The organism is Cobetia sp. UCD-24C (assembly GCF_001306765.1).
Classification (GTDB): Bacteria; Pseudomonadota; Gammaproteobacteria; order Pseudomonadales; family Halomonadaceae; genus Cobetia; species Cobetia amphilecti.
In genome coordinates this window covers 32,788-56,581 of sequence record NZ_LJTD01000015.1, presented here as the reverse complement: position 1 = coordinate 56,581, position 23,794 = coordinate 32,788, and the positions used below count along the sequence as shown (strand labels likewise).

General features: G+C 64.8%; 19 protein-coding genes. 11 read left to right on the top strand and 8 right to left on the bottom strand.

Annotated features, from left to right (window positions below):
* Positions 1-1,231 (bottom strand): beta-ketoacyl synthase N-terminal-like domain-containing protein (locus tag AOG28_RS16610; protein WP_268750742.1); only part of this gene is annotated, 1,231 nt, incomplete at its 3' end.
* 478 nt (positions 1,232-1,709) lie between these two features.
* Between AOG28_RS16610 and trmB the strand changes: the two genes are divergently transcribed.
* A complete protein-coding gene (gene trmB / locus AOG28_RS16605) occupies positions 1,710-2,399 on the top strand; it encodes a tRNA (guanine(46)-N(7))-methyltransferase TrmB (protein ID WP_054557238.1) in 690 nt (229 codons plus the stop codon).
* 6 nt (positions 2,400-2,405) lie between these two features.
* Here the strand turns inward: trmB and AOG28_RS16600 are convergent, their stop codons facing one another.
* A complete protein-coding gene (locus AOG28_RS16600) occupies positions 2,406-3,332 on the bottom strand; it encodes a LysR family transcriptional regulator (protein ID WP_054557237.1) in 927 nt (308 codons plus the stop codon).
* A gap of 141 nt (positions 3,333-3,473) precedes the next feature.
* Here AOG28_RS16600 and AOG28_RS16595 point away from each other — a divergent pair, with 141 nt between their 5' ends.
* From AOG28_RS16595 to dacB, 3 genes are all read left to right on the top strand, one after another.
* The gene (locus AOG28_RS16595; protein WP_054557236.1) at positions 3,474-3,923 is read left to right on the top strand and encodes a PACE efflux transporter; all 450 of its coding nucleotides are present in this window, start codon (positions 3,474-3,476) and stop codon (positions 3,921-3,923) included.
* Between the two features lie 4 nt (positions 3,924-3,927).
* Positions 3,928-4,257: a DMT family transporter gene (locus AOG28_RS16590; protein ID WP_043334608.1), complete on the top strand. Its 330-nt coding sequence runs from the start codon at positions 3,928-3,930 to the stop codon at positions 4,255-4,257.
* Positions 4,258-4,324: 67 nt separating this feature from the next.
* The gene (gene dacB / locus AOG28_RS16585; RefSeq protein ID WP_235507070.1) at positions 4,325-5,875 is read left to right on the top strand and encodes a D-alanyl-D-alanine carboxypeptidase/D-alanyl-D-alanine endopeptidase; all 1,551 of its coding nucleotides are present in this window, start codon (positions 4,325-4,327) and stop codon (positions 5,873-5,875) included.
* A 303-nt stretch (positions 5,876-6,178) separates the two neighbouring features.
* On the opposite strand, the gene AOG28_RS16580 is transcribed toward dacB, so the two are convergent.
* Both AOG28_RS16580 and nhaB read right to left on the bottom strand, forming a co-directional pair.
* Positions 6,179-7,156 carry an MDR family oxidoreductase gene (locus AOG28_RS16580; RefSeq protein ID WP_054557235.1) on the bottom strand — a complete coding sequence of 326 codons (978 nt, stop codon included), beginning with the start codon at positions 7,154-7,156 and terminating at the stop codon, positions 6,179-6,181.
* Positions 7,157-7,353: 197 nt separating this feature from the next.
* Positions 7,354-8,886: a sodium/proton antiporter NhaB gene (gene nhaB / locus AOG28_RS16575; protein ID WP_043334613.1), complete on the bottom strand. Its 1,533-nt coding sequence runs from the start codon at positions 8,884-8,886 to the stop codon at positions 7,354-7,356.
* Between the two features lie 287 nt (positions 8,887-9,173).
* Between nhaB and AOG28_RS16570 the strand changes: the two genes are divergently transcribed.
* The 4 genes from AOG28_RS16570 (at position 9,174) to AOG28_RS18845 (ending at position 14,610) form a co-directional block, all read left to right on the top strand.
* Positions 9,174-9,545 (top strand): diacylglycerol kinase, encoded by a 372-nt coding sequence (locus AOG28_RS16570; RefSeq protein ID WP_043334615.1) that lies wholly within the window; start codon positions 9,174-9,176, stop codon positions 9,543-9,545.
* 102 nt (positions 9,546-9,647) lie between these two features.
* Entirely contained in the window at positions 9,648-12,737 is a 3,090-nt protein-coding gene (glnE, locus tag AOG28_RS16565; RefSeq protein WP_082388935.1) for a bifunctional [glutamate--ammonia ligase]-adenylyl-L-tyrosine phosphorylase/[glutamate--ammonia-ligase] adenylyltransferase, read from the top strand.
* Between the two features lie 79 nt (positions 12,738-12,816).
* Entirely contained in the window at positions 12,817-13,584 is a 768-nt protein-coding gene (locus AOG28_RS16560) for a hypothetical protein (RefSeq protein ID WP_054557234.1), read from the top strand.
* Positions 13,585-13,725: 141 nt separating this feature from the next.
* Positions 13,726-14,610 carry an ion transporter gene (locus AOG28_RS18845; protein ID WP_082388934.1) on the top strand — a complete coding sequence of 295 codons (885 nt, stop codon included), beginning with the start codon at positions 13,726-13,728 and terminating at the stop codon, positions 14,608-14,610.
* A 125-nt stretch (positions 14,611-14,735) separates the two neighbouring features.
* On the opposite strand, the gene speD is transcribed toward AOG28_RS18845, so the two are convergent.
* The 4 genes from speD to AOG28_RS16535 form a co-directional block, all read right to left on the bottom strand.
* Positions 14,736-15,530, bottom strand: coding sequence for an adenosylmethionine decarboxylase (gene speD, locus AOG28_RS16550; protein ID WP_043334620.1), 795 nt, complete (start codon positions 15,528-15,530; stop codon positions 14,736-14,738).
* Between the two features lie 292 nt (positions 15,531-15,822).
* Positions 15,823-16,248: an OsmC family protein gene (locus AOG28_RS16545; protein ID WP_054557233.1), complete on the bottom strand. Its 426-nt coding sequence runs from the start codon at positions 16,246-16,248 to the stop codon at positions 15,823-15,825.
* A 178-nt stretch (positions 16,249-16,426) separates the two neighbouring features.
* A complete protein-coding gene (locus tag AOG28_RS16540; protein ID WP_054557232.1) occupies positions 16,427-17,278 on the bottom strand; it encodes a nucleotidyltransferase family protein in 852 nt (283 codons plus the stop codon).
* Positions 17,278-18,543, bottom strand: a complete 1,266-nt coding sequence (locus AOG28_RS16535; RefSeq protein ID WP_054557231.1) for an aminoglycoside phosphotransferase family protein — start codon at positions 18,541-18,543, stop codon at positions 17,278-17,280. The genes AOG28_RS16540 and AOG28_RS16535 overlap by 1 nt, the downstream gene beginning before the upstream one ends.
* 381 nt (positions 18,544-18,924) lie before the next feature.
* Here AOG28_RS16535 and AOG28_RS16530 point away from each other — a divergent pair, with 381 nt between their 5' ends.
* From AOG28_RS16530 to pdxA, 3 genes are all read left to right on the top strand, one after another.
* Positions 18,925-21,309 carry an LPS-assembly protein LptD gene (locus AOG28_RS16530; RefSeq protein WP_082388937.1) on the top strand — a complete coding sequence of 795 codons (2,385 nt, stop codon included), beginning with the start codon at positions 18,925-18,927 and terminating at the stop codon, positions 21,307-21,309.
* A gap of 82 nt (positions 21,310-21,391) precedes the next feature.
* Positions 21,392-22,675, top strand: coding sequence for a peptidylprolyl isomerase (locus AOG28_RS16525; protein WP_043334629.1), 1,284 nt, complete (start codon positions 21,392-21,394; stop codon positions 22,673-22,675).
* A gap of 27 nt (positions 22,676-22,702) precedes the next feature.
* Positions 22,703-23,719, top strand: a complete 1,017-nt coding sequence (gene pdxA / locus AOG28_RS16520; RefSeq protein ID WP_054557230.1) for a 4-hydroxythreonine-4-phosphate dehydrogenase PdxA — start codon at positions 22,703-22,705, stop codon at positions 23,717-23,719.
* Positions 23,720-23,794: the final 75 nt, after the last annotated feature.

Below are 23,794 nucleotides of genomic sequence, written 5' to 3'. Positions count from 1 at the left end.
GCGCCAGCGCCACCGCCTTGCTCAGGGTGATGTAGTTGCCGACGCCGGGCGCCGAGATGGAACGCTTCCAGCCGTCGGCATTGACGAACACGTCCGGCACGCTGCCGATGATGCGAGCGCCGGTGTCCAGCGCCAGATCATCCGCCATCAGGATCACGAACTGGGTCGCTTCCGCGATGGTGAAGCCACAGTTGCGCGCGAACGGGCGACAGGCCTTCTGGTAATCGCTGTCGGTGAGCACTTCCAGCGCGTCGAGGGCCTTGAGGCTCTCGTCATCGGCCAGGGCGCCCATACTGCGGAAGCCCTCGATGACTTCCGGCGTGATCGGCGCATCGGCGGTGCCGACCATCACCACACGGCGACGGCCGCTGCGGATGTCGTTCAGGCCCAGCTTCAGGTTGTAGAGGAAGCTTGCGCAGGCGCCCATTGCGGCACCGGCGCCGCCGACATTGCCCAGCACGTAGGCATTGAGGAAGTCGGCGGGCATCTGGGCATAGCCCAGCGGCATCTGCTTGGAGGTGGCGCGCTCACCGGCCACGAAGGACTTCATCAGTCCGCCCCAGCCTTCGGCGTCCATCTGGCCGATGGAATTGCCGGCGTAGACGGCAATATCGTCCGGATCGAGGCTGTCGCGCAGCGCATCCCAGTCCAGGCCGCTGTCGCCGAGGCAATCGCTGGCACCGAAGATGGTCATCGACAGGCCGCGCGGGTGATGCACGCTGCGATAGAGCTGCTCCGGCGCGAAGCCGCTGGGCAGCTGGCCCGCGGCGCGCACCAGCGCCTGACGATGATCGGGCAGCAGGACATCGAATTCGCCGGCCGGTACCGTGACTTCGACATGACGGTTGTCCAGCTCGCGGATCTGCCAGTCAGCGGGCGGCTGTTCCGGCAGCTGGCGGCTGCGCAGCGTGAAGGTCAAGTCCTGGCCCAGCGTCAGCTTTGACTGACGATTGGCAGGAATGCCGGTCGCGTTGAAGCGCTCGTCTTCAATGCGACGAATCAGGGTGTGGGACAGCACCTGGTCTGCCAGACGCTCCGCAAGCGCCTGAGCCTCGGCGGGCTGGCCTTCGGCATCGAACCACTGGCCCTGATCATCGCAGCGGGCGAGGTTCATGAGCGACGCGAGACCCAGCAGGGTCTCTTGACGGTCTGTCTCCGGCAGGGAGTCGAGCACCGTGCGTCGGAACGCCTGATGGCCCGAAGTTCTGCCGGCGGCATTGACGCCGCCCATGCCGACGATCACCGGTAAGTGTGACAAGCCGCTTTCCTCGTAAAAATACTGTGAGTCGTTGGTCTGGGCGATACCTCTGCGGATATTCGTCCAAATGATGGGCGGATGATAACACCCCCTCAATACAGGCGTCATGCACCCCCGCCTCTACGCGGGCGCGCCAGCGAGCGCTTGCTGCGAACACTGTGCGATATCTCTGCGCTTAGTGCGAGTTCCACTGGCCTGTTTTTGCGCTCGTCATGGCACGGGATGATCGTGATTAAACGTTTGTTTGATTTTCGAATCGCAAGCTGCCATTCTGTCGTGGCTGTTTGAGTTGGTGTAGGCGCGTGCCGCGAGGCAGGCGCCTTTTTTTGTGCCCAGGCCTTCCTGCGCCGCCGGCCCCGGATGGGCTGTACGCCATATGGCGCAGCCCGATGCAGGCGCATCTGCTAGACTCCGCGCGTGATTTTCCTGCCCGTTGCTATCGGAACTGCTGATGTACGCCAACTCCCGCCAGATCGATTCTCCCCAGACCGGCCCCCACGAGGATATCGAGCGTCGCGTGCGCCGTGCGATGGCGCATCCGCTGCGCAAACCCGTGGCGGAGCATACCCGCGAAGCGTTCCTGCAAGCGCAACAGTGGTTGTCGGCTCAGGCGAAGCCCCTGTGGCTGGACAGTGGCTGCGGCGTCGGGCGATCGACCCGTCAGCTGGCACTGGCGCATCCGGACCATGCCGTCATCGGCGTGGACCGCAGCGAAGACCGTCTCAGCCGCAAGCATGGCGAGTTGCCGGACAACGCCTTGCTGGTGCGCGCAGACCTCGTCGACTTCTGGCGCCTGGCGCTTGCCGCGGGCTGGGCACCTGCGCATCACACCCTGCTGTACCCCAATCCTTATCCCAAGGCGCGTCATCTCAAGATGCGCTGGCAGGGCCACCCGGTATTTCCGATCATCATGGCGCTGGGCGGTCAGCTGGAGCTGCGCACCAACTGGGAGATCTACGCCCGGGAATTCGCCCAGGCCATCGGGCATGCCACCGGTGTCGAGGTGACAGCGCACGCCTTCGAGCCGCAGGGCGATTATCTGACGCACTTCGAGCGCAAGTATCACGAGTCTGGCCAGGCGCTGTGGCGACTCGAATGCCAGCTGGAACACACGCCCGAGCGTTACCCACTGCAGGTCTGACGCGAATCACGCCGGGGGCAGGTTCTGGTTGGCGATAGCGGCGTGGCTGTTGTGGAAGGTGTCGCGCAGTGACTGGCGCAGCCAGCTGGCCGCGGGGCCGCGAGGGCTGTCGCGGCGCGAGATCAGTTCGATATCGATGTCGGCGGTGGCGCCCAGCGCGCTCAAGTCCAGAATCTTCAGGCGCTGCTGGAAGGGCGGGTAGTGGGCGATATGGCGCGGAACCTGCGCCCAGCCCAGCCCGCGCGTCGTCAGCTCAGCCATCGCATAGAAGCTGTTGAGCTGCCAGAAGCGCTGTGAGCGCGGCCCCTCGTGGCCGGGTTCCAGTTGCTGGCGTTGGCCAATCATCAGCTGGCGGTGATCGGCCAGATCGCTATGGGTCGGGCTCTCGAGCTGAGCCAGCGGGTGATCGCGTGCCACGATCAGCACCTGCTCCAGTCGCCCCAGCGCCTCGCGCTCCAGCGCCATGACACCCAGCGGCTGATAGAACAGGATGCCGAGATTGGCCTGGTGCTGCTCCACCCAGCGGGCCACCTCATCCTGCGCGCCATTGAGCAGATTCAGCGTCAGCGTCGGGTATTGCACCGCCATCTTTTCCAACACCGCCATCACCGGCGGCATTTCCACCAGCGCCTCATCGATCGCCAGCGTCAGGCTGGCTTCCAGCCCCTGGCTGAGGGTGCGGGCGCGTGCCTCCAGGCGCTGGCATTGCATCAGCACGCTGTTGGCTTCATGCAGCATGGCCTCGCCCGCGGGCGTCAGCACCGGCGTACGAGGGCGGCGATCGAACAGCTCGCAGCCCAGGTCCAGCTCCAGATTGGCGATGGCGGTGCTGACCGCGGACTGCGCGCGACCCAGACGCCGCGCCGCCGCCGAGAACGAGCCCATCTCCGCCACGCAGCGCAGTGTCTGCAGTTGCTCCAGTGTCCAGTTCATTGCCTCGCCTCGCGCTTTGATCCATCTGAATAATAGATGGATACCAACTTTAAACCATCTTGTATCTCTCTAGAATGCCTCCTCCATCCGCGTCGTTCAGCCCATCCGGCATCACACGCGGTGATCGAGAGGAGGTATGACATGCGTTCCAAGAAAGAACGTCTGGCTCAGGCAGGATTGCTGGAATTGGGCGGCATCCTGCTCGTGGCGCCGCTGTCGGCACTGGTCACGGGGCATGACCTGGCGAGCATGGGCAGCCTGGCGGTGGTGATGTCCACACTGGCGGTGATCTGGAGTACGGTCTGGAACTGGATGTTCGATCGCTGGGTGCCGACCCGCCAGCGCAGCGCGACCCAGCGCATCGCTCAGGCACTCGGCTTCGAGCTCGGCCTGGTACTGGTGACCGTCTTCATCGTGGCCGCCTGGCTTGACCTGGGACTGTGGCAGGCATTGCTGCTGGATCTGGGCTTCGTTGCCTTCTTCCTGGTCTGGGCCATGATCTTCAATCCGCTGTTCGATGCCGTGATGAGTCGTCTGCTGGCGCGCAAGGCCGCGCGTGAGCAGCAGCTGGCCCCCCACAATACGAGGTGATTCGATGAGTTATGTCTTCCTGGCAGTGGCCATACTGGCGGAGGTCATCGCGACCAGCGCGCTCAAGGCCTCCGAGTCATTTTCGCGACTCGGCCCCAGCGTGATCGTGGTGGTGGGCTACGGCATCGCCTTCTATTTCCTGACGCTGGTACTGCGTGATCTGCCGTTGGGCGTGACCTATGCGGTGTGGTCCGGGCTCGGCATCGTGCTGGTCACCGTGTTCGGTGCGGTGGTCTATCGCGAGATGCCAGACCTGCCGGCCATCCTGGGGTTGGCGATGATCGTGGGCGGTGTCGCCGTCCTGCATCTGTTTTCCAGCGCCAGTCCTCATTAAGCTAGGGGCATCACGGCGCCTCCCGGCTGTGACATGGATGCTCACCGACGACGTCACTGGATGCCTCATGCCCCTATTTCGCACTGCACCGACCTCTGCGCGACCCTCCCGGCTGTCTCCCCTGTTGCCCTTGCTGAAGGCAGCGCGCCCCGTAGCAGCGAGCAAGTCGCTGCGTTTCACGCGCTCGCTGCGCCGACTGGCCATGGCGGCCGGTGCGACGCTTGTCGTGGCGGGCCCGGCGCAGGCGGCGGGCTTTGACAACCTGACGCGACTGACTGACAAGGGCTTCATCATCAGCGCCCAGGCGCGCATGCTCGATACCGGCGAGACGCTGGCCTCGGTCAATCCCGACCAGCAACTGACGCCGGCTTCGCTGTCCAAGCTCTATATCGCCGGTGCGGCGCTGGACCGTTTCGGCCCGCAGTATCGTTTCTCCACGCGCCTGCGCAGCACGGGCACGATCAGCGGCGGCGTCTTGACCGGTGACCTGGTGCTCGAGGGCAGCGGCGACCCGGCGCTGACCAGTGAAGAGCTGTGGCGTCTGACCGAGGAGCTGCGCTTTCGGGGCATCCGCCGCGTCGAAGGGCGCCTGTTGATCAGTCAGTGGCGCTTCGGGCCGGTGCCCTGCATCAGTACCGATCGCTGCAATGCCTCGCGGCGTTCCAGCAATGCCTATGATGCGCTGCTGTCGTCCGCGGCCAGCAACTATGCCAGCTGGTGCGTGAAGGTGATGCCGGGCGCGGGCAGTCAGGCGCCGGCGCGACTGGCCAGCTGCGACACCACCCAGCCCACCGAGATCTTCGACAACCAGGTCACCACGGTCGGCGCGGGGGGCAAGAGCGCCATCAATGCCCGGCGCACCACCAGCAACGGTCGCGATACGCTGGTCGTCACCGGCACCATCGCCGCCGACAGCCAGCCGCGCAGTATCTACCGCGCCGTCTCCAATCCTGCGCTGTACACCGGTGAGCTGATGCGCGACATCCTGGCGCGCGCCGGGATCACGGTGACCGGCGGGGTGGACATCACCTCGACGGCGCCGCCCTCCAGCGCCGCGCAGCTCGGTAGCGTCGAAGGCAAGCCGATGCAGGAGTTGCTGACGCGCATGCTCAACTACTCCAACAACTTCATGGCGGACCAGCTGACGCTGGCGCTGGTCGGCGGCAGTCAGGCCACCTTGCGCCAGGGCGGCGCCAAGCTCGAGACCTTCGCCAGCGCGATTCCCGGGCACGGCCCGCTGACGATGTATTCCGGCAGCGGCCTGACCTCCCAGAACCGCACCAGCGTCAGTGGGCTGGTGGCGTTGCTCGACAGCATGTATCACCGCCCGGCGCTGTTCCCCACCTTCGTGGCGGGCCTGCAGGCACCGGTCAATGGCCCGATGCGCTTCATCCGGCGTGGCAGCGAGACCTTCCGCAATCACGTGATGGTCAAGACGGGCACGCTCAACAACCCGGTGCCGGTGCGCGCCATCTCGGGATACTTCCGCACGCAAAGTGGCCGCTGGGGCGCCTTCGCGGTAATGGTCAACGGGCGGGCGGCGGTGCCTTATCTGTCCTGGCCGCAGGTGCTGGATCCGGTCGCCGAGGACCTGACCGCGATGATCGAGCGCAATTGAGCTCCTGATCGCGCGCATGAACACGAAAGCCCCGCCAATCGGCGGGGCTTTCGTGTTCATGGCCTGAGTGACAGACACAAAAAACCCCGCCCGAAGGCGGGGTGGTCCTCCACACGCCCGGCATGGCTGAGGGGAGGGCACTCGGGACGCTCGACAGGGCGCAACGAGATAACAAGAGCATAGCGTTGTGTGACGGCGTTGGCTAACGCCAAAATCGCTATTGCACCGCAACAATCAAGGACTTGAAGCGTTTTTGGCGCTGCGAGGGCAAATTTTCCGTCGCGGTTCGTGCGTCGAGTGTCTTCAGCGCGTCGGGTCGAGCAGCACGCGACCGCTGACGCGTCCGTCGATCATCGCCTCGGCGCGTTCGGCGAGGCCTTCCAGGCCGACCGTCTCGAGCTGCATCTGGGCGTGCATCTCGTCCGGCAGGTCGGCCAGACGCTGCCAGACCTTTTGACGGCGTTCGGCATTGATCATGACGCTATCGACGCCCAGCAACGAGACACCGCGCAGGATGAACGGCATCACGCTGGTGGGCAGGTCGGCGCCCGCCGCGAGGCCCACGGCCGCCACCTTGCCATCGTAATTCATCTGCGCCAGCAGATTGGCCAGCACCTGGCCACCGGCGGTATCCACGGCGCCTGCCCAGCGGCTCTTCTCCAGCGGACGGCCCTTGTCCTCGAAATCACAGCGCAGATGGACCTCGCTCGCGCCCAGTGACTCGAGCCAGTCGCGCTGCTCGGCCTTGCCGCTGACCGCGTGAACCTCGAAGCCTTGCCCGGCCAGCATCTGCACGGCCCAGCTGCCGACCCCACCGGTGGCGCCGGTGACAATCACCGGGCCCTGCTCGGGCGTCAGGCCGGCTTCCTCGAGACGCATCACGCACAGCATGGCGGTCAGGCCGGCGGTGCCGAAGGCCATGGCCTGCTCGGCGCTCAGATTGGCGGGGCGCTTGACCAGCCACTCGGGCTTGACGCGCATGCGCTCGGCCAGGCCGCCCCAATGGCGCTCGCCCACGCCCCAGCCGGTCAGGAGGACCTCATCGCCCGGCTGATAGTCCGGCGAGTCGGAGGCCTCGACGCGCCCCGCGAAATCGATGCCCGGCACGAAGGGCAGCTCGCGAACGATCTTGCCACGGCCGGTGATGGCCAACGCGTCCTTGTAGTTGAGCCCGGAACGCTCGATGGCCACCGTGACAGGCAGGTCAGGTAGCTGATCATCGGAGAGGTCGACGACTCGGGCGCGAGGTGTCTCTTCGTGCAGCATCAGTGCGCGGGACATGGCTGTCTCCTTGTGGATGGCGTGGGTGTTGGCGGTCTTCCTGCTTGAGGGTGTCACGGCGTCTGATCGAGACGCGTCATCTCACAGTGCCTGCAAGCGACGCTGTGGGGAAGCCTCGCGATATCGACATTGGGATGAGACTGACGCAACCGGGGCCAGCCGGAGGTGCGGCCGGCCCCGGTAACAGGAGGCGCTGGCTAGATGAAGCTGCGCACGGTGGCCAACCCGACCAGCGTCATCAGCACCGTGTAGGGCAGCGCCATCCACACCATGCGCCCGTAGGAGAGCCTGACCAGTGGCGCGATGGCGGAGGTGAGCAGAAACAGGAACGCTGCCTGGCCATTGGGGGTCGCAACGCTGGGCAGGTTGGTGCCGGTGTTCACCGCGACCGCCAGCGCATGGAAGTGCTCGCGGCTGATATTGCCGGCCACGAACTCGTTCTTGACCTGGGTGATATACACCGTAGCCACGAAGACATTGTCCGAGATGGCCGAGAGCAGCCCGTTGGCCAGAAACAGCGCACCGGCCTGTTCCTCGATGGGCAGACTCAGTACCCACTGGATGAACGGCTGGAACAGATGCTGCTCGTGGATGACCGCGACGATGGTGAAGAACACCACCAGCAGCGAGGTGAAGGGCAGCGATTCCTGGAAGGCGCGGCCGATCTGATGCTCATCGGTGATGCCGTTGCCGGCGGTGAGCAGGATGATCACCGCCAGTCCGATCAGCCCGACCTCTGCCATGTGCAGTGCCAGCGCCAGGACCAGCAGCACGGCCACCACGGCCTGCACGATCAGCGCGGCGCGCTCCCGCGGCGTGCGCCGTGAATCCTGATGATGATCATAATCCTCGAGAATGCGTCGTACGCTGGCGGGCAGGCGTTGGCCGTAGCCGAACCAGCGGCCACGCTCAAGCAGCACGCACAGGGCGAGGCCGGCGAAGAAGGTCGGCACGGTGACCGGCGCCATGGCGAGGAAGAAGTCGATGAAGTCCCATTCGGCGGCCTTGGCGATCACCAGATTCTGCGGCTCGCCGATCATGGTGCTGACGCCTCCCAGCGCGGTTCCCACCGCGCCATGCATCAGCAGCGAGCGCAGAAAGCCGCGGAAATCCTCGAGGTCTTCGCTGTGCACGGCCTCGACGCTGACATCGTTGGCATGGTCATGCTGGGTATCGAAATGCTTGCCCGAGGCCACCTTGTGGTAGACGGAGTAGAAGCCCACCGCGATGCCGATGATCACCGCCGTCACTGTCAAGGCATCGAGAAAGGCGGACAGCAGGGCGCTGGAGAGACAGAACATCAGCGACAGCCAGGTCTTGGAGCGCACGCCGAGGATGATCTTGGTGAAGGCATACAGCAGCAGCGGCTTCATGAAGTAGATGCCGGCCACCATGAACATCAGCAGCAGGATCACCGGCAGGTTGCGCTCCATCTCCTGCATGATGGCCTCCGGCGAGGCCATGCCGATGACGACGGCCTCCAGTGCCAGCAGACCGCCTGGCTGGAGGGGATAGCACTTGAGCGCCATCGCCAGCGTGAAGATGAATTCCCCCAGCAGCAGCCAGCCGACGATCACGCCACCTTGCGGACCGCTGAACCACAGCAGCAGCGGATTGGTGATCAGAAACAGGCACATCAACTGCTTGTACCAGCGTGGCGACTGGCCGAGGAAGTTGCGCGCCAGTCCGCGGCTGAGCGTCTGGCGTGTGTCGTGTGATAGCGAAGGCATGGGCAGTTCCCGGCGTTGATTTGTTGTTGTTGGAGGACGGGATCGGCAATGCCGCTTCAGCGCGTGCTTTGCTATCATCGCCGCCGTCATCGAGCGCCTGGCGGTATTAGAGCACGCCCGTCGATGAGGTCTCGGGTAGCCTTTGGTCGTGAAAATCGCGCAGGCAGCGCTGCGCTGTCGCTGGCCGGTGTGCTGCGAGCTCTCCCGAGGCGTGTTGCTGGCAGACGTCGTCCGATTGAAAGATCGGCCTTTGCAGCCTCCGTGCTGCTTCTGTACGAGACCCGAAGATGAAATCACGGCATACCGGCTTGACCCACCTCAAGCATTCCGCGCGTTACTCGCTCAAGGGCCTCAAGGCCGCCTGGAGCAACGAAGAGGCCTTCCGCCAGGAGATCGTGCTGTGCGCCTTGCTGCTGCCGTTTGCCTGGTGGATCGGTGATTCGCATGTCGAGTGGCTGCTGCTGGTCGGCTCCACGCTGATCGTGCTGATGGTCGAACTGCTCAACTCGGCGGTGGAATCCGCGATTGACCGCATCGGCCCGGAATTCCATGAACTGTCCGGGCGCGCCAAGGACATGGGCTCGGCGGCGGTGATGATCAGCCTGATCTTCGCCGGGCTGACCTGGGGCACCTTGCTCTACGACAAGCTGTTCGGCTGAGCGACCAAGACCCGACCACATCAATGAAAGGGGCAGCGGGCAGGGCCGTGTCATGTGCCTGCGGCCTCCGTTATGCTGAGGGCTGGATCGAAGGAGACGACCATGCCCCAGCCATCCCCCGCGCAGTTCCGCCCACTGTTGCCCGCTGATTTCCTCGCGCCGTCATCGCTGCTGGCCGAGCAGTCGGCTGACAGCCGTGCCACCCTCGAGAGCGCCTTGTACGCAGCCCAAGAGCGCCTCGAAGAGAGCCTGACTCAGGCTGAGAACCTCAGCGAGATGCGTGGCGATGACAGCTCACCGCTTGCGACCTTTCTGGCTCTTGATGAGCGTCAGCGCAGCCAGCTGGGGCGTCTGATCACGCTGTCCGACTTCGCGCTGGAGACGCTGTGCCGTCGCCCAGAACTGCTGTCCGAGCTGCTCGAGAGTGGCGAGCTGGAGCGCGGCTTGCCGGTCGCCCAGCTCACTGAGCGCCTCGCCGCCGGCCTCGCCAGTGCCGATGATGAGAAGGCGATGCAGCAGGTGCTGCGGCGCTTCCGCCAGCTGCGCATGCTGGGCATCGTGTGGCGCGACCTCAACGGCGCCGACATGTGGCAGACCGCGGCGGCGGTCTCGCACCTCGCCGAAGTCACTCTCGAGGGCGCGCTTGGCTGGCTGGAAGCCTCGCTTGAGCCGCGTTACGGCCGCCCCGCGCCGGACCGCTTCGGCGAGCCGCAGCGGCTGGTGGTGCTCGGCATGGGCAAGCTGGGCGCCGGCGAGCTCAACCTCTCCTCCGATATCGACCTGATCTTCGCCTTCCCCGACAAGGGCGAGACATCTGGCGGCCGCAAGTCATTGGATCATCAGGAATATTTCACGCGTCTCGGCCAGAAACTGATTGCCGCGCTGGACGCGATGACCGCCGATGGCTTCGTGTTCCGCGTCGACATGCGGCTGCGTCCGCTGGGGGACGGCGGGCCACTGGTCGGCAGTTTCTCGATGCTGGCCAGCTACTATCAGGATCAGGGCCGCGAATGGGAGCGTTACGCGATGCTCAAGGCGCGCCCGGTGGCGGGCAGCGTCGCTGCCGGCGAGCGTCTGATCGCGCACCTGCGGCCCTTCGTCTATCGCAAGTATCTGGATTTCGGCGCCATCGAGTCGCTGCGCGAGATGAAGGCGATGATCAATCGCGAGGTCAAGCGGCGCGGGCTGTCCGACAACATCAAGCTCGGCTCCGGCGGCATTCGCGAGGTGGAGTTCGTCGCCCAGGCCTTCCAGCTGATTCGGGGCGGGCGTGAGTCGGAATTGCAGGTCACTTCACTCAAGCAGGCCTTTGCGCGCCTGCCAGCCCTGGGCTTGCTGCCGCAGGCGGTCGTGGATGAGCTGGTGCCGGACTACGTCTTCCTGCGCGATATCGAACACGCTCTGCAGGCACAGGCCGACCGTCAGACCCAGACACTGCCGCTGGACCCGCTGGGCCGCGAGCGCCTCGCGCTGGCCATGAAGCTGCCCGATTGGGAGGCGCTCACCGCGCGGCTGGAAGAGGTGCGTACGCGCATCCGCCATCACTTCGACAACGTGATCGCCGCGCCGGAAGACGACGAGGCCGAGCAGGGCGAAGGCCAGCAGGCGCTGGATGAGTGGCGAGCACTGTGGCGTGGCGAGCTGACGGCCGAGGAGGGCGAGGCTCTGCTCGCCGAGAGTGGCTTCGAGAGTGCAGCCGAGAGCTTCCGGCGTCTCGACAGCCTGCGGCGGTCACGTGCAGTGCAGGGCATGCAGCGCATCGGCTTTGACCGCCTCGATGCGCTGATGCCGCCATTGCTGCAGGCGCTGGGCTCGGCGGCGGGCGACCCCGAGAAGCCCGGCGAGCACGATGCCAGCCGAGTGCTGGAGCGTGTGTTGCCGCTGATTGAGGCGGTATTGCGGCGGACGGCCTATCTGGCGCTGCTGCGCGAGAACCCGGACGCGCTGGCGCAGTTGATGCGCCTGTGTGCGGCCAGCCCGTGGATCGCCGAGCAGCTGGCGCGTTATCCGGTGCTGCTCGACGAGCTGCTGCATCCCCACAACCTCTATTCACCCGCCGACAAGACGCGCCTCGCCGATGAGCTGCGCACCGCGCTGTCGCGCATTCCCGAAGATGATGAAGAGGCGTTGCTCGAGGCCTTGCGGGTGTTCCGTCATGCCCAGGTGCTGCATGTGGCGGCCTCCGATATCGCCGGTGTCCGCCCGCTGATGAAGGTCAGTGACTATCTGACCTTCATCGCCGAGGTGGTGCTGGAACAGGTGCTGGCGATGGCGTGGAAGACCCTGACCCGCAAGCATGGCTTCCCCATCGGGCGCGATGGCCAGCCGATCACCGGCGACAGCCTGAGTGGCAGCTTCGTGATCGTCGGCTACGGCAAGCTGGGTGGCATCGAGCTGGGCTATGGCTCGGACCTGGATCTCGTCTTCCTGCATGATGCGGCCAGCAAGGGCCAGACGGATGGCCCGCGGCCGCTGGACAACCCGCTGTTCTTCACGCGTCTGGGGCAGCGCATCATCCACCTGCTGACGGCGGTGACGCCGGCCGGTGCGCTCTACGAGGTCGACATGCGCCTGCGTCCGTCGGGCAATTCGGGACTGCTGGTCTCGAGTCTGGCGGCCTTCCGGGACTATCAGCTCACGCAAGCCTGGACCTGGGAGCATCAGGCGCTGGTACGCGCGCGGGCCGTGGCGGGAGACCCGGCGCTGGCGCTGGCCTTCGAGGAGGTGCGCCGTGAGGTGCTCGGTCAGCAGCGGGACGAGAAGACGCTGCGCCAGGAGGTGATCGCCATGCGCCACAAGATGCGTGATCACCTGGGCAGCAGCGCCAAGGACCGCGAGGCCGGCCAGTTCCATCTCAAGCAGGACGCCGGCGGCATCGTCGATATCGAGTTTCTCGCCCAGTACTGCGTGCTGGCGCTGAGTCATCAGGTGCCTGCTCTGCTCGAGTGGAGCGACAACATGCGGTTGCTGGAAACCCTCGAGTCCTGCGGACGGCTGCCGGGCGAGCAGGCCGGTGAGCTGCGCGAGGCCTATCTGGCCTATCGCGATGTCAGTCATCGCCTGGCGCTGGAGAAGCACGGCAGCCTGATGCGGCTGGAGCAGCACCCGGTGATTGCCGCCCACCGTGAGCGGGTCATCACCCTCTGGCAGGCACTGCTGGGCGAGGATCAGGTCAGCCACGAGGGAGTTTAACGCCAAATCAATGCTCGCAATCCCCTGTCGCTGTCCCCAAGAAAGGGTGCACCAGACAACGTTGACAGGGGAGGTCAGCATGATGGAGTGGATTGCGAATCACTCGAAAACCATCTCGGCGATAGCCAGTATCGGCTCGTTCTTCATCTGGCTGGTCTATGCGCAGCTGCTGTATCACAACTTCCGTCGCCAGCGTCGCCCGCGAGTGCTGATCAATCGCGGGAAGTCCAAGGGTATCGACAGTCTGTGCATCGTCAGCAACATGAGTGCCGAATCGATCTTCATCGAGCACATCATCGCCAGGCTGGATACCAGTCATGGCAGCTTGCTGATGGATGTCACCGAGTTCGAACGCAGCTATCAGGAAGGTGACGAGCAGGGTAACAATCAGCAGGACGGCGACAGCGAGCAGTCCGCGCAGGAGGCTTCCAGCAGCAGTGAATGGCGTATCTCCGATACCACGCGTCAGGGGCCGCTGGGCTCGGGCGACTTCCTGCATATCGGGACTTTCTCTGAAGTCATCGAGCGCATGGCGCGCCGTAATGGCATCTCGCTCGACGGTCACTGGCCCAGCAATGAGCAGCTGGAATTCCAGCGCCTGACGCTGAGCATCATCGGCATCTATGGCAGTGAGGACCATCCGATCGGCGTCGAGCGTGCCTTCCGCCTGCACGATGCCAATGGAGAATGTGCGCTGGTACCGGAGCGCTGGGATTCCAATCGCCTGTCATCACGCAGGCAGCGTCACAAGTTGCGCAAGCTTTTGAATCGCATCAGTGGGGAGGACATCAGCGAGCAGTCCACCTTCCAGCCCCCGAGTGACGAGGAGTCGCGCAACAAGGCTTGATGAGCGCGGGCGCCTGAGCCCAGGGACGCATGAACCATCGGACAGATGAGTGCCCGGGCGCACGCCAGCGGTGGCTGCACACTGTCAGGGCGACGAGGATGGGGTAGGCTTTCCAAAGCCCTATTCACGGAGAGTCTTCGGATGCAGGAACGCGTCACGCCCTTTCAGCTGTTCATCCTGGTGCTGTCGATCTATGTGATCGGCGCCATGGTGGTGGACCTTGTCTTTGTGTTGTCACCCCAGGTCCAGCGGTTGCTGGAGTACATGGACTACGTGGTCTGCCTGTTCTTCTTCATCGATTTCTGCAAGCGCTTCGCCAGTGCCAAGAGCAAGCGCGAGTACATGAAGTGGGGCTGGATCGACCTGCTGGCCTGTATCCCGGCGGGGCTCTTCCAGGGCGCGAGGCTGTTTCGCGTGGTGCAGGTGCTGCGGGTGCTGCGCGCCATCAAGTCGATGGAAATGATCTGGAAGCTGCTGTTCCGCAACCGAGCCGAGGGGGTCTTCGCCTCGGCGGCCACCGCCACGGTGCTGCTGGTGGTGTTCGGCGCCCTGACCATGCTGATGGTGGAGACACCGAATCCCGACAGCCCCATCAATACCGCCGAGGAGGCGCTGTGGTGGGCGGTGGTGACGGTGACCACCGTCGGTTATGGCGACTACTATCCCATCACGACGCTCGGTCGCGTGGTGGCGGTGCTGCTGATGGTCGGGGGCGTGGGGCTGTTCGGGAGTTTCGCCGCCTATATCAGCTCGATCTTCATCGAGGATGACAGCGAGCAGGAGGCCCGGGCGGCGCGTGCCCAGCGCGACATGACGCGGGCGCTCTATCATCAGATCAGCGAGCTGACGACGGAGGTGCGCGAGCTGCGTGAACGGCTGGACCAGGTCGCGCAGGAGCGGGGTGAGTCGCTGGCTGAGCGCGAGCGCCACCGCGAGGCGCTGCATCGCCAGGTGAATGAGGAGATGGAACAGCGCCTGGGGGATGCCGCTCCGCCAGACAGGGAGGGCCCCGCCGGAGAACGTTGAACCGGCAGGCAGGCAACAAAAAGCCCCTGACACCGTGAGGTGTCAGGGGCTTTTTTCGGACTGTCATCAGGCGTCAGGCAAGCAGGCACAGGCGCTGCGACTGCCGTGCATGACGCAGGCGATGATCAGTCGAAGTTGCGCGAGTAGAAGATCTCGAGCATTTCACGACGCAGACGGCCTTCGATGTTGGTGGCTTCCTCGAAGGTCAGCTCGCGACGCGAGGTGCCGAAGAGGTAGTTGTCCAGTTCGAAGTCCTTGAGCAGCATCTTGGTGTGGAACATGTTCTCTTGATACACGTTCACATCGACCATCTGGTAGGCACGCTTGGTGTCTTCCGCCAGGTAATCCTGGATGGAGGTGATGTCGTGATCGATGAACAGCTTCTTGCCATCCACGTCGCGCGTGAAGCCACGCACGCGGTAGTCCATGGTCACGATATCGGAATCGAAGCTGTGGATCAGATAGTTCAGCGCCTTCAGCGGGCTGATCATGCCACAGGTCGAGACATCGATATCGAGACGGAAGGTGCTGATGCCGTTGTCCGGGTGGGACTCGGGATAGGTGTGCACCGTGACGTGAGACTTGTCCAGATGGCCGACGACCGTTTCCGGCAGCGGGCCCGGGCCCGGCGCGGTCTGGGACACGTCCTGCTCTTCCAGCTCGTGCTCGGCGATCAGGATGGTCACGCTGGCGCCATGCGGCTCATAGTCCTGGCGTGCGATGTTCAGCACGTGGGCACCGATGATGTTGGTGACATCCTTGAGGATCTGGGTAAGACGCTCGGCATTGTAGAGCTCATCGATGTAATCGATATACGCCGTGCGCTGCTCTTCGGTCTGCGCGTAGCAGATGTCGTAGATATTGAAGCTCAACGAACTGGTGAGGTTGTTGAACCCGTGAAGGCGGAGTTGATCGCTCACGTCCAGGCCTCCTTGAGATGGGAGGGTGGTATGACATCCGATGCCTCTATCACGCCCGTGTGGCGTTGCCATCCAGGGGTGAACATCGGGCCGAAGAAGGTGTCCTGCGGCGCTCGTTTCGTGGCCGATGGCCGAGGAGCGACCGGGAAGACAACCGGTTTGAGGGGCGTATTATGCACAGGCAGGGCTGACACGCCAGCGACAATTCCCGCCGATTCTGGCGAGACGTCGTCAGTGGTGCACTCCCTCCCGCCGTCGGCGGGGCCTTGAGCGGCGGGAGGGCGAGGCGTGATCAGGCTGCGATGTCGATGACTTCGTAGGAGTGAGTGATCTCGACACCCCCGGCGCTCAGCATCAGGGAGGCGCTGCAGTACTTCTCGGCGGACAGCTCGACGGCACGCTTGACCTGGGATTCCTTGAGGTTGCGACCGGTGACCACGAACTTGACGTGAATCTTCGTGAACACGCTCGGCACGCTATCGGCGCGCTCGGCGCTCAGTTCGGCGTGACAGTCGGTGACCTGCTGGCGGGCCTTTTCCAGAATCTGGATGACATCGAAGCTGGTGCAGCCGCCCAGACCCATCAACAGCATTTCCATCGGACGCGGACCGGTGTTGCGACCGCCGTTGTCCGGATTACCGTCCATGACCACGCTGTGGCCGCTGCCGGATTCGGCGAGGAACTGGCGACCATCGGTCCATTTGATGCTGGCGTTCATTGCCATGTCGGAACTTCTCCTTCTGATAAGTCGTTGATGCTCCACCGGCCCGGCGCTAGTGGCTATAAAGGCCAGGGGCTACAGGAATAAGGGCGCGGTGAGCACGATGGCGCACAGGGTAGCATTGTCATCGGCGTGCCCGGAGGAACGTCCAGCGCTGAGCTTATATCGCGCTGGCTCAGGTCCTGGCGTGGCTCAGCAGCTCATCCAGCTCGGCCAGACGCTGTGGTGTGCCGACATCGATCCAGGCGCCGCGATGATGCAGGCCGCGCACCTCGCCATGCTGCATGGCGTCACGTAGCAGTGACGCCAGCTTGAAGACGCTGTCGGGGCCCTGGTAGGCCGGCGTCTCGGCGATGGCTCGGCGGATCAGGCGCGGTGACAGCCACGACACGCCGGAGAAGGTCAGGTGGGTGCCGGCCTGCTCTTCCTGCTCATCTTTCTCGTCCTGCTCGTCACTCGCGGCGCCGGCTTCATCCTTCACTATCCCCGCCGGGGTGAGCAGGAAGTCCCCCCCGGGATGATGTGGCGGGTTATCCACCAGCACCAGGCCCGCAAGCGCCTGCGGCTGGTCGGCGAGCGGAGCCAGTGAATGGCTCGCCAGCGCCTGGATGGTCAGCAGCGTGAGGTCGACGTCACACCAGACATCGCCATTGATCAGCAGGAAGGGCGTGTCATCGCCTGCGTCCTGCGTCAGCGCATCGGAGAGTGACAGGGCGCGAGCGATGCCGCCGCCGGTTTCCAGCGGCGTCTCCTCGCGCGAGAAGATCAGCGTCAGGCAGCGCTTGCGGCCCTGCCAGCAAGCCTCGAGCTGGCCCTGGGCATTCGGCTTCGCGGCGAAGTGGCTCAGAATCCTGTCGGCCAGATGGCCGACATTGATGACGACCTTGTCCACATCGATCGCTTCCAGGCGCAGCAGATGGTGCTCCAGCAACGGCAGCCCGGCGACTTCCAGCAACGGCTTGGGGGTGTGGTCGGTCAGCGGGCGCATGCGCGTGCCGAAACCGGCCGCCAGAATCATCGCGCGCATCAGTGGCTCCCTGACTCGTTGTCGGCATTTGCTGCGCTTTCCTTGCTTTCCCCACTTTCCTTGCTTTCCCCACTTGCCGAAGCGCTCTTCGCCGTAGCGGCGGCCGCATTGCGCTGCAGGCGGGCGGCGCGATCGGCGAGGGCTGCCAGCTCATCGTAATCATCGAGGTTGATCTCGGGGCGCTCGCCATTGGCGAGGCGTAGATCGCGCGCCTCGCATTCCTTGGCCAGCCGCAGCGACAGCGCCGGCGTCAGCACCTCATCCAGCCAGTGGGTAAAGGAGATCAGTTCCGGGCAGAAGGCCAGACCTTCGCGCAGGTGGCCGAGGAAGCGCGGCATCAGCGTCAGGTAACGGGGCTTGGCGTCCCGCAGTGTCAGACGCGCGAAGATGCCGAGAATCTTGAGATTGCGCTGCACGCCCATGCGCTCGACGCTCTGGCGGTATTCCAGCGGGCTCGGTGCCGGCAGGCCGGCCGCGGCGTAGCGTGGCAAGGCGGCCAGACGCGCCTGCTCGATCCAGCGCGCCATGGCGGGTTCCGGCCAGCGCCAGTGACGGTCACGCAGCAGCGAGATCAGGTCGTAGTTCTCGGGGCCGCTGACGGCGTCCTGGAAGTCGATGATCCACAGCCGGGGCTGGTGCTGGGATGCCGACTGATGCAGGAACAGGTTCTGGGCATGGAAGTCGCGATGCACGGTCACCACTGGTTGCGCGCTGGCGGCCGCGAGCAATTGCCCCGTCAGCTTGTTCCAGGCGGCGTAGCGGCGGTCATGCGGCATGTCGAGCAGCTGGCCGAGACACCACTCCGGAAACAGCTCCAGTTCGGCGGACAGGCGGGTGTCGTCATAGGCAGGCAGGTTGCCGGACGGCAGCTGATGCAACTGCTCGAGCAGCCCGATGGCTTCGCCATAGTAGTGGTCGGCGTGCTCGGTGCTGGTCAGGGCGGTCATCAGCGGGGTGTCGCCGAGGTCTTCCAGCTCCAGAAAGCCGAGTGCCTCGTCGAAGGCGAAGACCTCGGGCAGCGGCAGGCCGGCGTCACGCCATTGGCGGGCGATGGCGACGAAGCCGTGGCTGTCTTCCTTCTCGGGCGGGGCGTCCATCAGGATGCGCGCCGGCGTGGCCGGGTCGAGCTCCTCGAGGTGCAGGCGGAAATAGCGGCGGAAGCTGGCGTCGTCAGCCACGGCGCTCATGCGCACGGCCTCTGGCGTGAGGTCGTGGCGGGCGGCGGCCCAGGCGTGCAGCGCCTGGCGGCGGGCGTCGGATGTCATGGGGCTTGGGCTCCTGTCGGCGTGTGCGGGGCCGGCTGTCAGTTGACGCCTGTGCCGCGGCCCCGCATGCTGTCGTGTGGTGACGAGAAGGCAGGCGGAACCGGCAAGCAGGAAGGCCGGTTGCTGGGCCTGTATAATACCGATTCCCCCAGCCAAGGACACAGAGCAGCCATGGCCCAGCGCAGCCATTCATCCCATCCGGGCAAGCCGACGACCGCTCCCGGGCGACGTCAGCGTCGCTTCGCGACTCCCTCTCTGTCTGCTCATTCCCGGCAGGCACCGATAGCCCGATTGGGCGATGACCGCCCGGTCTGGCAGCTCAAGCCACTGGTTTTCCGTCTGTTGTGGACCCTGGCGCCTCTGGCCGCCGGCGCCCCTCTGATGGCACAGGCCGCTCCGCCCGAGCCCCTGTCAGCCAGTCAGCTCGACTGGCAGCCCTATGATGAGGTGCCGCAGGGCAAGCTGTGCTCCGGGCGCTATGTCACGCCGGCCTACCGTATCGAGGCGGGCGACACGCCGGAGCAGGTCACGACCTCGGCTGACAAGGCCAACTACGGCAACGATGGTGTCGCCACCCTGATGGGGGAGGTGGTGCTGCGCCGCGGCGATTCCCAGCTGGAATCGCCCGAGGTCAGCGTCAACGAGGCGCGTGACACCGCCACCGCCAAGGGGCCTGTCACCTATCGCCAGCCCGGGGTCCTGCTGCGCGGCGACGACGCGCGGGTCTCGCTCAACAGCGATGCGGCCAGCGTCGACAACGGCCACTACGTCTTTCACGAGCAGCATGTGCGCGGCGACGCGGTGCAGCTGGCGCGTCTCGAGGATGGTCGCTACCGCCTGAAGGATGCCAGCTTCACCTCCTGCGAGCCGGGCAACAGCCTGTGGCGCCTGGTCGGCAGCGACATCACCATCGATCAGGACTCCGGCTGGGGAACGGCCAAGCATGCGCGCATGGAAATGGGCGGGGTGCCGGTCTTCTACTGGCCCTACGTACGCTTCCCGGTCGATGACCGTCGCCACACGGGCCTGCTGTGGCCGCAGTTCAGCTATACCAGCTCCAGCGGCTTCGATTACGCCCAGCCGATCTACCTGAATCTGGCCCCCAATTACGATGCCACCCTCACGCCGCGTTACATCTCCGAGCGTGGCGAGATGCTGGAAGGCGAGTTCCGCTATCTATTGCCGCGTGGCGATGAAGGCAGCATCGAGGGTGCCTGGCTCGCCGATGACGATGGCGGCAGCGACCCCGACGATGACGAGGAAGACCTGATCGGTGAGGACCGCTGGTACATCAACTACCAGCATGCTGGCCGCTATGATGCCCGTACCGACTACCAGTTGAAGTACGGCGCCGCCTCCGATGGCAATTATTTCGACGACTTCGGGCGCAATTTCGGGGAAACGGAAACCGATAGCCTCGAGCGTCTGGCACAGCTCGATTACCACGGCGATGTCTGGGACCTGCAGTTCAAGGCGCAGGGCTACCAGCGCATGGACTACCCGCTGGATAACGATGACAAGCCGTTCTACCGTCTGCCGAGTCTGACCGCGGATGGTCGCTGGAGTCAGTCCAACGGTTTCTACGAAGAGTGGAATTCCAACGCGACCTACTTCTGGCGTGATGTCGATGAGACGGATACCGACATCGACGAAGACCAGGCCGCCAATGGTTCGCGCCTGCGTCTGGCGCCGGCGCTGGGCTGGCGCAGCGATCAGAGCTGGAGCTTCATCGAGCCGCGCGCGCAGCTGGTCAGCCTGTCATACAGCCTGGACTACGGTGATCGCGAGACCGATCGCAGCACCAGTCCATCCGCCACCATCCCGGTGCTGTCACTGGACAGCGGCCTGATCTTCGATCGCGAGACCGAATGGTTCGGCGACGGCTATACCCAGACGCTGGAACCGCGCCTCTATTACGCCTACGTGCCGGAGGTCGACCAGTCCGATCTGCCCGACTTCGACACCTCGGAAGACGCCTTCAGCTGGAATCAGCTGTGGTCGCCGTACCGCTTCAGCGGGGGTGACCGCGTCGGCGATACCAACAAGGTCTCCTATGGCGTCTCGTCACGCTTCATCAGCGATGAAAGCGGCCGTGAACGCCTCAAGCTGGGCGTCGGCCAGTCGAGCTATCTGTCGGACCGCAACATCGACATGGACGGTGATCCGGACAAGACCTCACGCTCCGACTTCGACAGCTACTCCGACTACTATCGTGCGACGCGTGACCGTTCGCCGGTAGTCTTCCAGGCCGATGTGGTGCTCAACGACCAGTGGACCGCCTCCCAGGCCGTGTTCCAGGATTTCGATCGTGGCGTGACCGAAAGTGCCCAGACCTCGCTGCGTTATCGTGCGGAACAGGGCACGGTACTGAACTTTGGCTTCAATCGTGAGATCGAAGGCTTCGTGCCTTACGACGATGAGGACGCGGATGACGTGCTGGGCTATACCCGCAACGAGTGGGATTTCTCCTTCGCGACGCCGATGAGCGAGAGCTGGTCGCTGCTGGGCCGCTACATGTATGACAGCACCAATTCCCGTTCACTGGAGAAGGTGTTGGGCGTGCAGTACAACGATTGCTGCTACGGCGTGCAGGTCACCTGGCGTGAATGGCAGGATGACAACGACACCGCCAACACCATCTCGGATGACGAAGAGAAGAATGGCATCTTCCTGACCTTTGAATTCAAGGGCTTGGGAGGCGTTGGCCAGAGTGCTGACAGCTACCTGGAACAGGCCGTACCGGGCTATCGCAACGCGGGCTTCTGAGTCGCCGCGCCAGGCCGTGAATGACGCCAAGGCGCCGCCGCAGGGCGGCGCCATCAACATTTTTACGCCGAGAGAACATGTGATGCGCAAGACCCTGATTGCCCCGCTGGGGCTGGCATTTGTGCTGGCGAGTCTGCCGGCCGGTGCCGCCGAGTTGCTCGACCGCGTGGTTGCCGTGGTCAACAAGGACGCCATCATGCAAAGCGACATGGAGCAGCGCGTCACCCAGGCGAGTCAGCAGTTGCAGAGCCGTGGCATCAACCTGCCGCCGCGCGACGTGCTGGAGCGTCAGGTTCTTGATCGTATGGTCAACGAGCAGATTCAGCTGCAGCTGGCGGAGCAGGCCAACCTCAGCATCGACGATACCCAGCTCAACGCCACCCTGCGCGGCATCGCCAAGGACAACGGCATGAGCCTGGAAGCCTTCGCGGACAAGCTCGAGCAGGACGGCATGTCGCTGGCCCAGGTGCGCGATCAGGTGCGTCGTGAGCTGCTGGTGCAGCAGATCCAGCAGCGCAGCGTCGCCAGCCGGGTGCGGATCTCCGATCGTGAGATCGATCGCTATCTCAATCAGCAGAATGTCGGCAGCGACGTCCAGTACCATCTGGCCCACCTGCTGGTGGCGCTGCCCCAGGAGCCGACGCCGGACCAGGTCAAGGCCGCGCGCGCCAAGGCCGACAGCCTGCGTCAGCAGATCGAGCAGGGCACCGATTTCGCCCAGCTGGCTGCCGCCGAATCCGCCGGCAGTCAGGCGCTGAGCGGCGGCGATCTCGGCTGGCGTTCCGGCGGTGAGCTGCCGACGGTGTTCGCCGATGTCATCCCGAACATGCAGGCCGGTCAGGTCTCTGAGCCGCTGCGCAGTGCCAGTGGCTATCACCTCGTCAAGCTGATCGAGAAGCGTGGCGCGGGCAAGGCGTTGATCTCCCAGACGCGCGCACGCCACATCCTGATTCAGCCCAACCCGAACCTCAGCGATCAGCAGGCGCTTGAGCGTGCCGAGTCCATTCGCCGCCGTCTGCTGGGGGGCGAGGACTTCGCCGCGCTGGCTCAGGAATTCAGCGACGACAAGGGCAGCTCTCTCAAGGGCGGCGAGCTGGGCTGGGTCAGCCCGGGCCAGACGGTCTCCTCTTTCGAGACGGCCATGAATGGTCTGGACGTGGGCGAGATCAGCCAGCCGGTCAAGAGCCGCTTCGGCTATCACATCATCGAAGTCGAGGAGCGTCGCCAGCAGGATGTGACCAACTCCAGCCAGCGTGACAAGGTGCGCAAGACCCTGTTCCAGCGCAAGCTCAATGATGAGCTCGAAGCCTGGCAGCAGCAGGTGCGTGCCGAGGCCTATGTCGACAACCGTCTCGATGAGCAGTAAGTCCAAGTGGAGCAGCGAGACACCGCCATGAATCGTCGCGAAGAGACTGCGCCCGACATCATCGCCCTGACCGCCGGTGAGCCGGCGGGTATCGGCCCGGAACTGCTGGTCATGCTGGCCGGTCAGGCGGAAGCGTTCCCCGCGCAGCTGGTCGCCGTGGCAGACCCCGCCTTGCTGATCAGTCGTGCCCGCCTGCTGGGTCTGCCGCTGGTGGTGCATGAGCTGTCGCCGGGTGACCCGCTGCCGCCGGCCCGCAATGGTGAGCTGGCCGTGTGGCCGGTGCCGCTGGCAGTGCCCAGCGAGCCGGGCGTGATCGATGCGCGCAATGGCGATCATGTGCTGGCGATGCTGGATGTCGCCATCGCCGCCTGCCAGGCGGGTCATGCCAGTGCGATGGTGACGGCGCCGTTGTCCAAGGCCGCCGTGATCGAGGCCGGGCATGCGGGCTTCACCGGCCACACCGAATACCTGCGCGATGTCTGCGGGGTCGAGGAAGTGGTCATGATGCTGGCGTGCCCCGGGCTGCGGGTGGTGCTGGCCACCACGCACCTGCCGCTGCGCGAGGTGGCCGATGCCATCACGCCCGAGGGCCTGACGCGGGTGATGAAGATCCTCGCCAAGGACCTGACGCGCTACTTCGGCTGTGCCGCACCGCGCATCGCGGTATGCGGGCTCAACCCGCATGCCGGCGAGGGCGGGCACCTGGGGCATGAGGAGATCGAGGTGATCTCCCCGACGCTCGACGCCCTGCGCGCGACCGGCATGCAGCTGGATGGCCCGCTGCCGGCTGATACCCTGTTCACGCCGCGACATCTGGAGGGCGTGGATGCGGTACTGGCGATGTACCACGACCAGGGCCTGCCGGTGCTCAAGTATGCCGGCTTCGGTGAAGCCGCCAACATCACGCTGGGCCTGCCGATCGTGCGTACCTCCGTGGATCACGGCACGGCGCTGGACCTCGCCGGCAGCGGACGTGCCGACGTCGGCAGCCTGTTGCAGGCCGTGCGTGTCGCCATCGAGATGGCAGCCGCCGCGCGAGCCTGAGATAATCCCCGCATCACTCGGGCGTGACCGCATGGCGGCACGTCAGGCGTGTGCCACAGCGTGGCGTCTCGCTAC

Bases quoted from the DNA above. Each gene is read 5' to 3' on its own strand.
- trmB (WP_054557238.1), top strand. From the start codon at position 1,710: ATGTACGCCAACTCCCGCCAGATCGATTCTCCCCAGACCGGCCCCCAC.
- AOG28_RS16600 (WP_054557237.1), bottom strand. From the start codon at position 3,332: ATGAACTGGACACTGGAGCAACTGCAGACACTGCGCTGCGTGGCGGAG.
- AOG28_RS16595 (WP_054557236.1), top strand. From the start codon at position 3,474: ATGCGTTCCAAGAAAGAACGTCTGGCTCAGGCAGGATTGCTGGAATTG.
- AOG28_RS16590 (WP_043334608.1), top strand. From the start codon at position 3,928: ATGAGTTATGTCTTCCTGGCAGTGGCCATACTGGCGGAGGTCATCGCG.
- dacB (WP_235507070.1), top strand. From the start codon at position 4,325: ATGCCCCTATTTCGCACTGCACCGACCTCTGCGCGACCCTCCCGGCTG.
- AOG28_RS16580 (WP_054557235.1), bottom strand. From the start codon at position 7,156: ATGTCCCGCGCACTGATGCTGCACGAAGAGACACCTCGCGCCCGAGTC.
- nhaB (WP_043334613.1), bottom strand. From the start codon at position 8,886: ATGCCTTCGCTATCACACGACACACGCCAGACGCTCAGCCGCGGACTG.
- AOG28_RS16570 (WP_043334615.1), top strand. From the start codon at position 9,174: ATGAAATCACGGCATACCGGCTTGACCCACCTCAAGCATTCCGCGCGT.
- glnE (WP_082388935.1), top strand. From the start codon at position 9,648: ATGCCCCAGCCATCCCCCGCGCAGTTCCGCCCACTGTTGCCCGCTGAT.
- AOG28_RS16560 (WP_054557234.1), top strand. From the start codon at position 12,817: ATGATGGAGTGGATTGCGAATCACTCGAAAACCATCTCGGCGATAGCC.
- AOG28_RS18845 (WP_082388934.1), top strand. From the start codon at position 13,726: ATGCAGGAACGCGTCACGCCCTTTCAGCTGTTCATCCTGGTGCTGTCG.
- AOG28_RS16545 (WP_054557233.1), bottom strand. From the start codon at position 16,248: ATGAACGCCAGCATCAAATGGACCGATGGTCGCCAGTTCCTCGCCGAA.
- AOG28_RS16540 (WP_054557232.1), bottom strand. From the start codon at position 17,278: ATGCGCGCGATGATTCTGGCGGCCGGTTTCGGCACGCGCATGCGCCCG.
- AOG28_RS16535 (WP_054557231.1), bottom strand. From the start codon at position 18,543: ATGACATCCGACGCCCGCCGCCAGGCGCTGCACGCCTGGGCCGCCGCC.
- AOG28_RS16530 (WP_082388937.1), top strand. From the start codon at position 18,925: ATGGCACAGGCCGCTCCGCCCGAGCCCCTGTCAGCCAGTCAGCTCGAC.
- AOG28_RS16525 (WP_043334629.1), top strand. From the start codon at position 21,392: ATGCGCAAGACCCTGATTGCCCCGCTGGGGCTGGCATTTGTGCTGGCG.
- pdxA (WP_054557230.1), top strand. From the start codon at position 22,703: ATGAATCGTCGCGAAGAGACTGCGCCCGACATCATCGCCCTGACCGCC.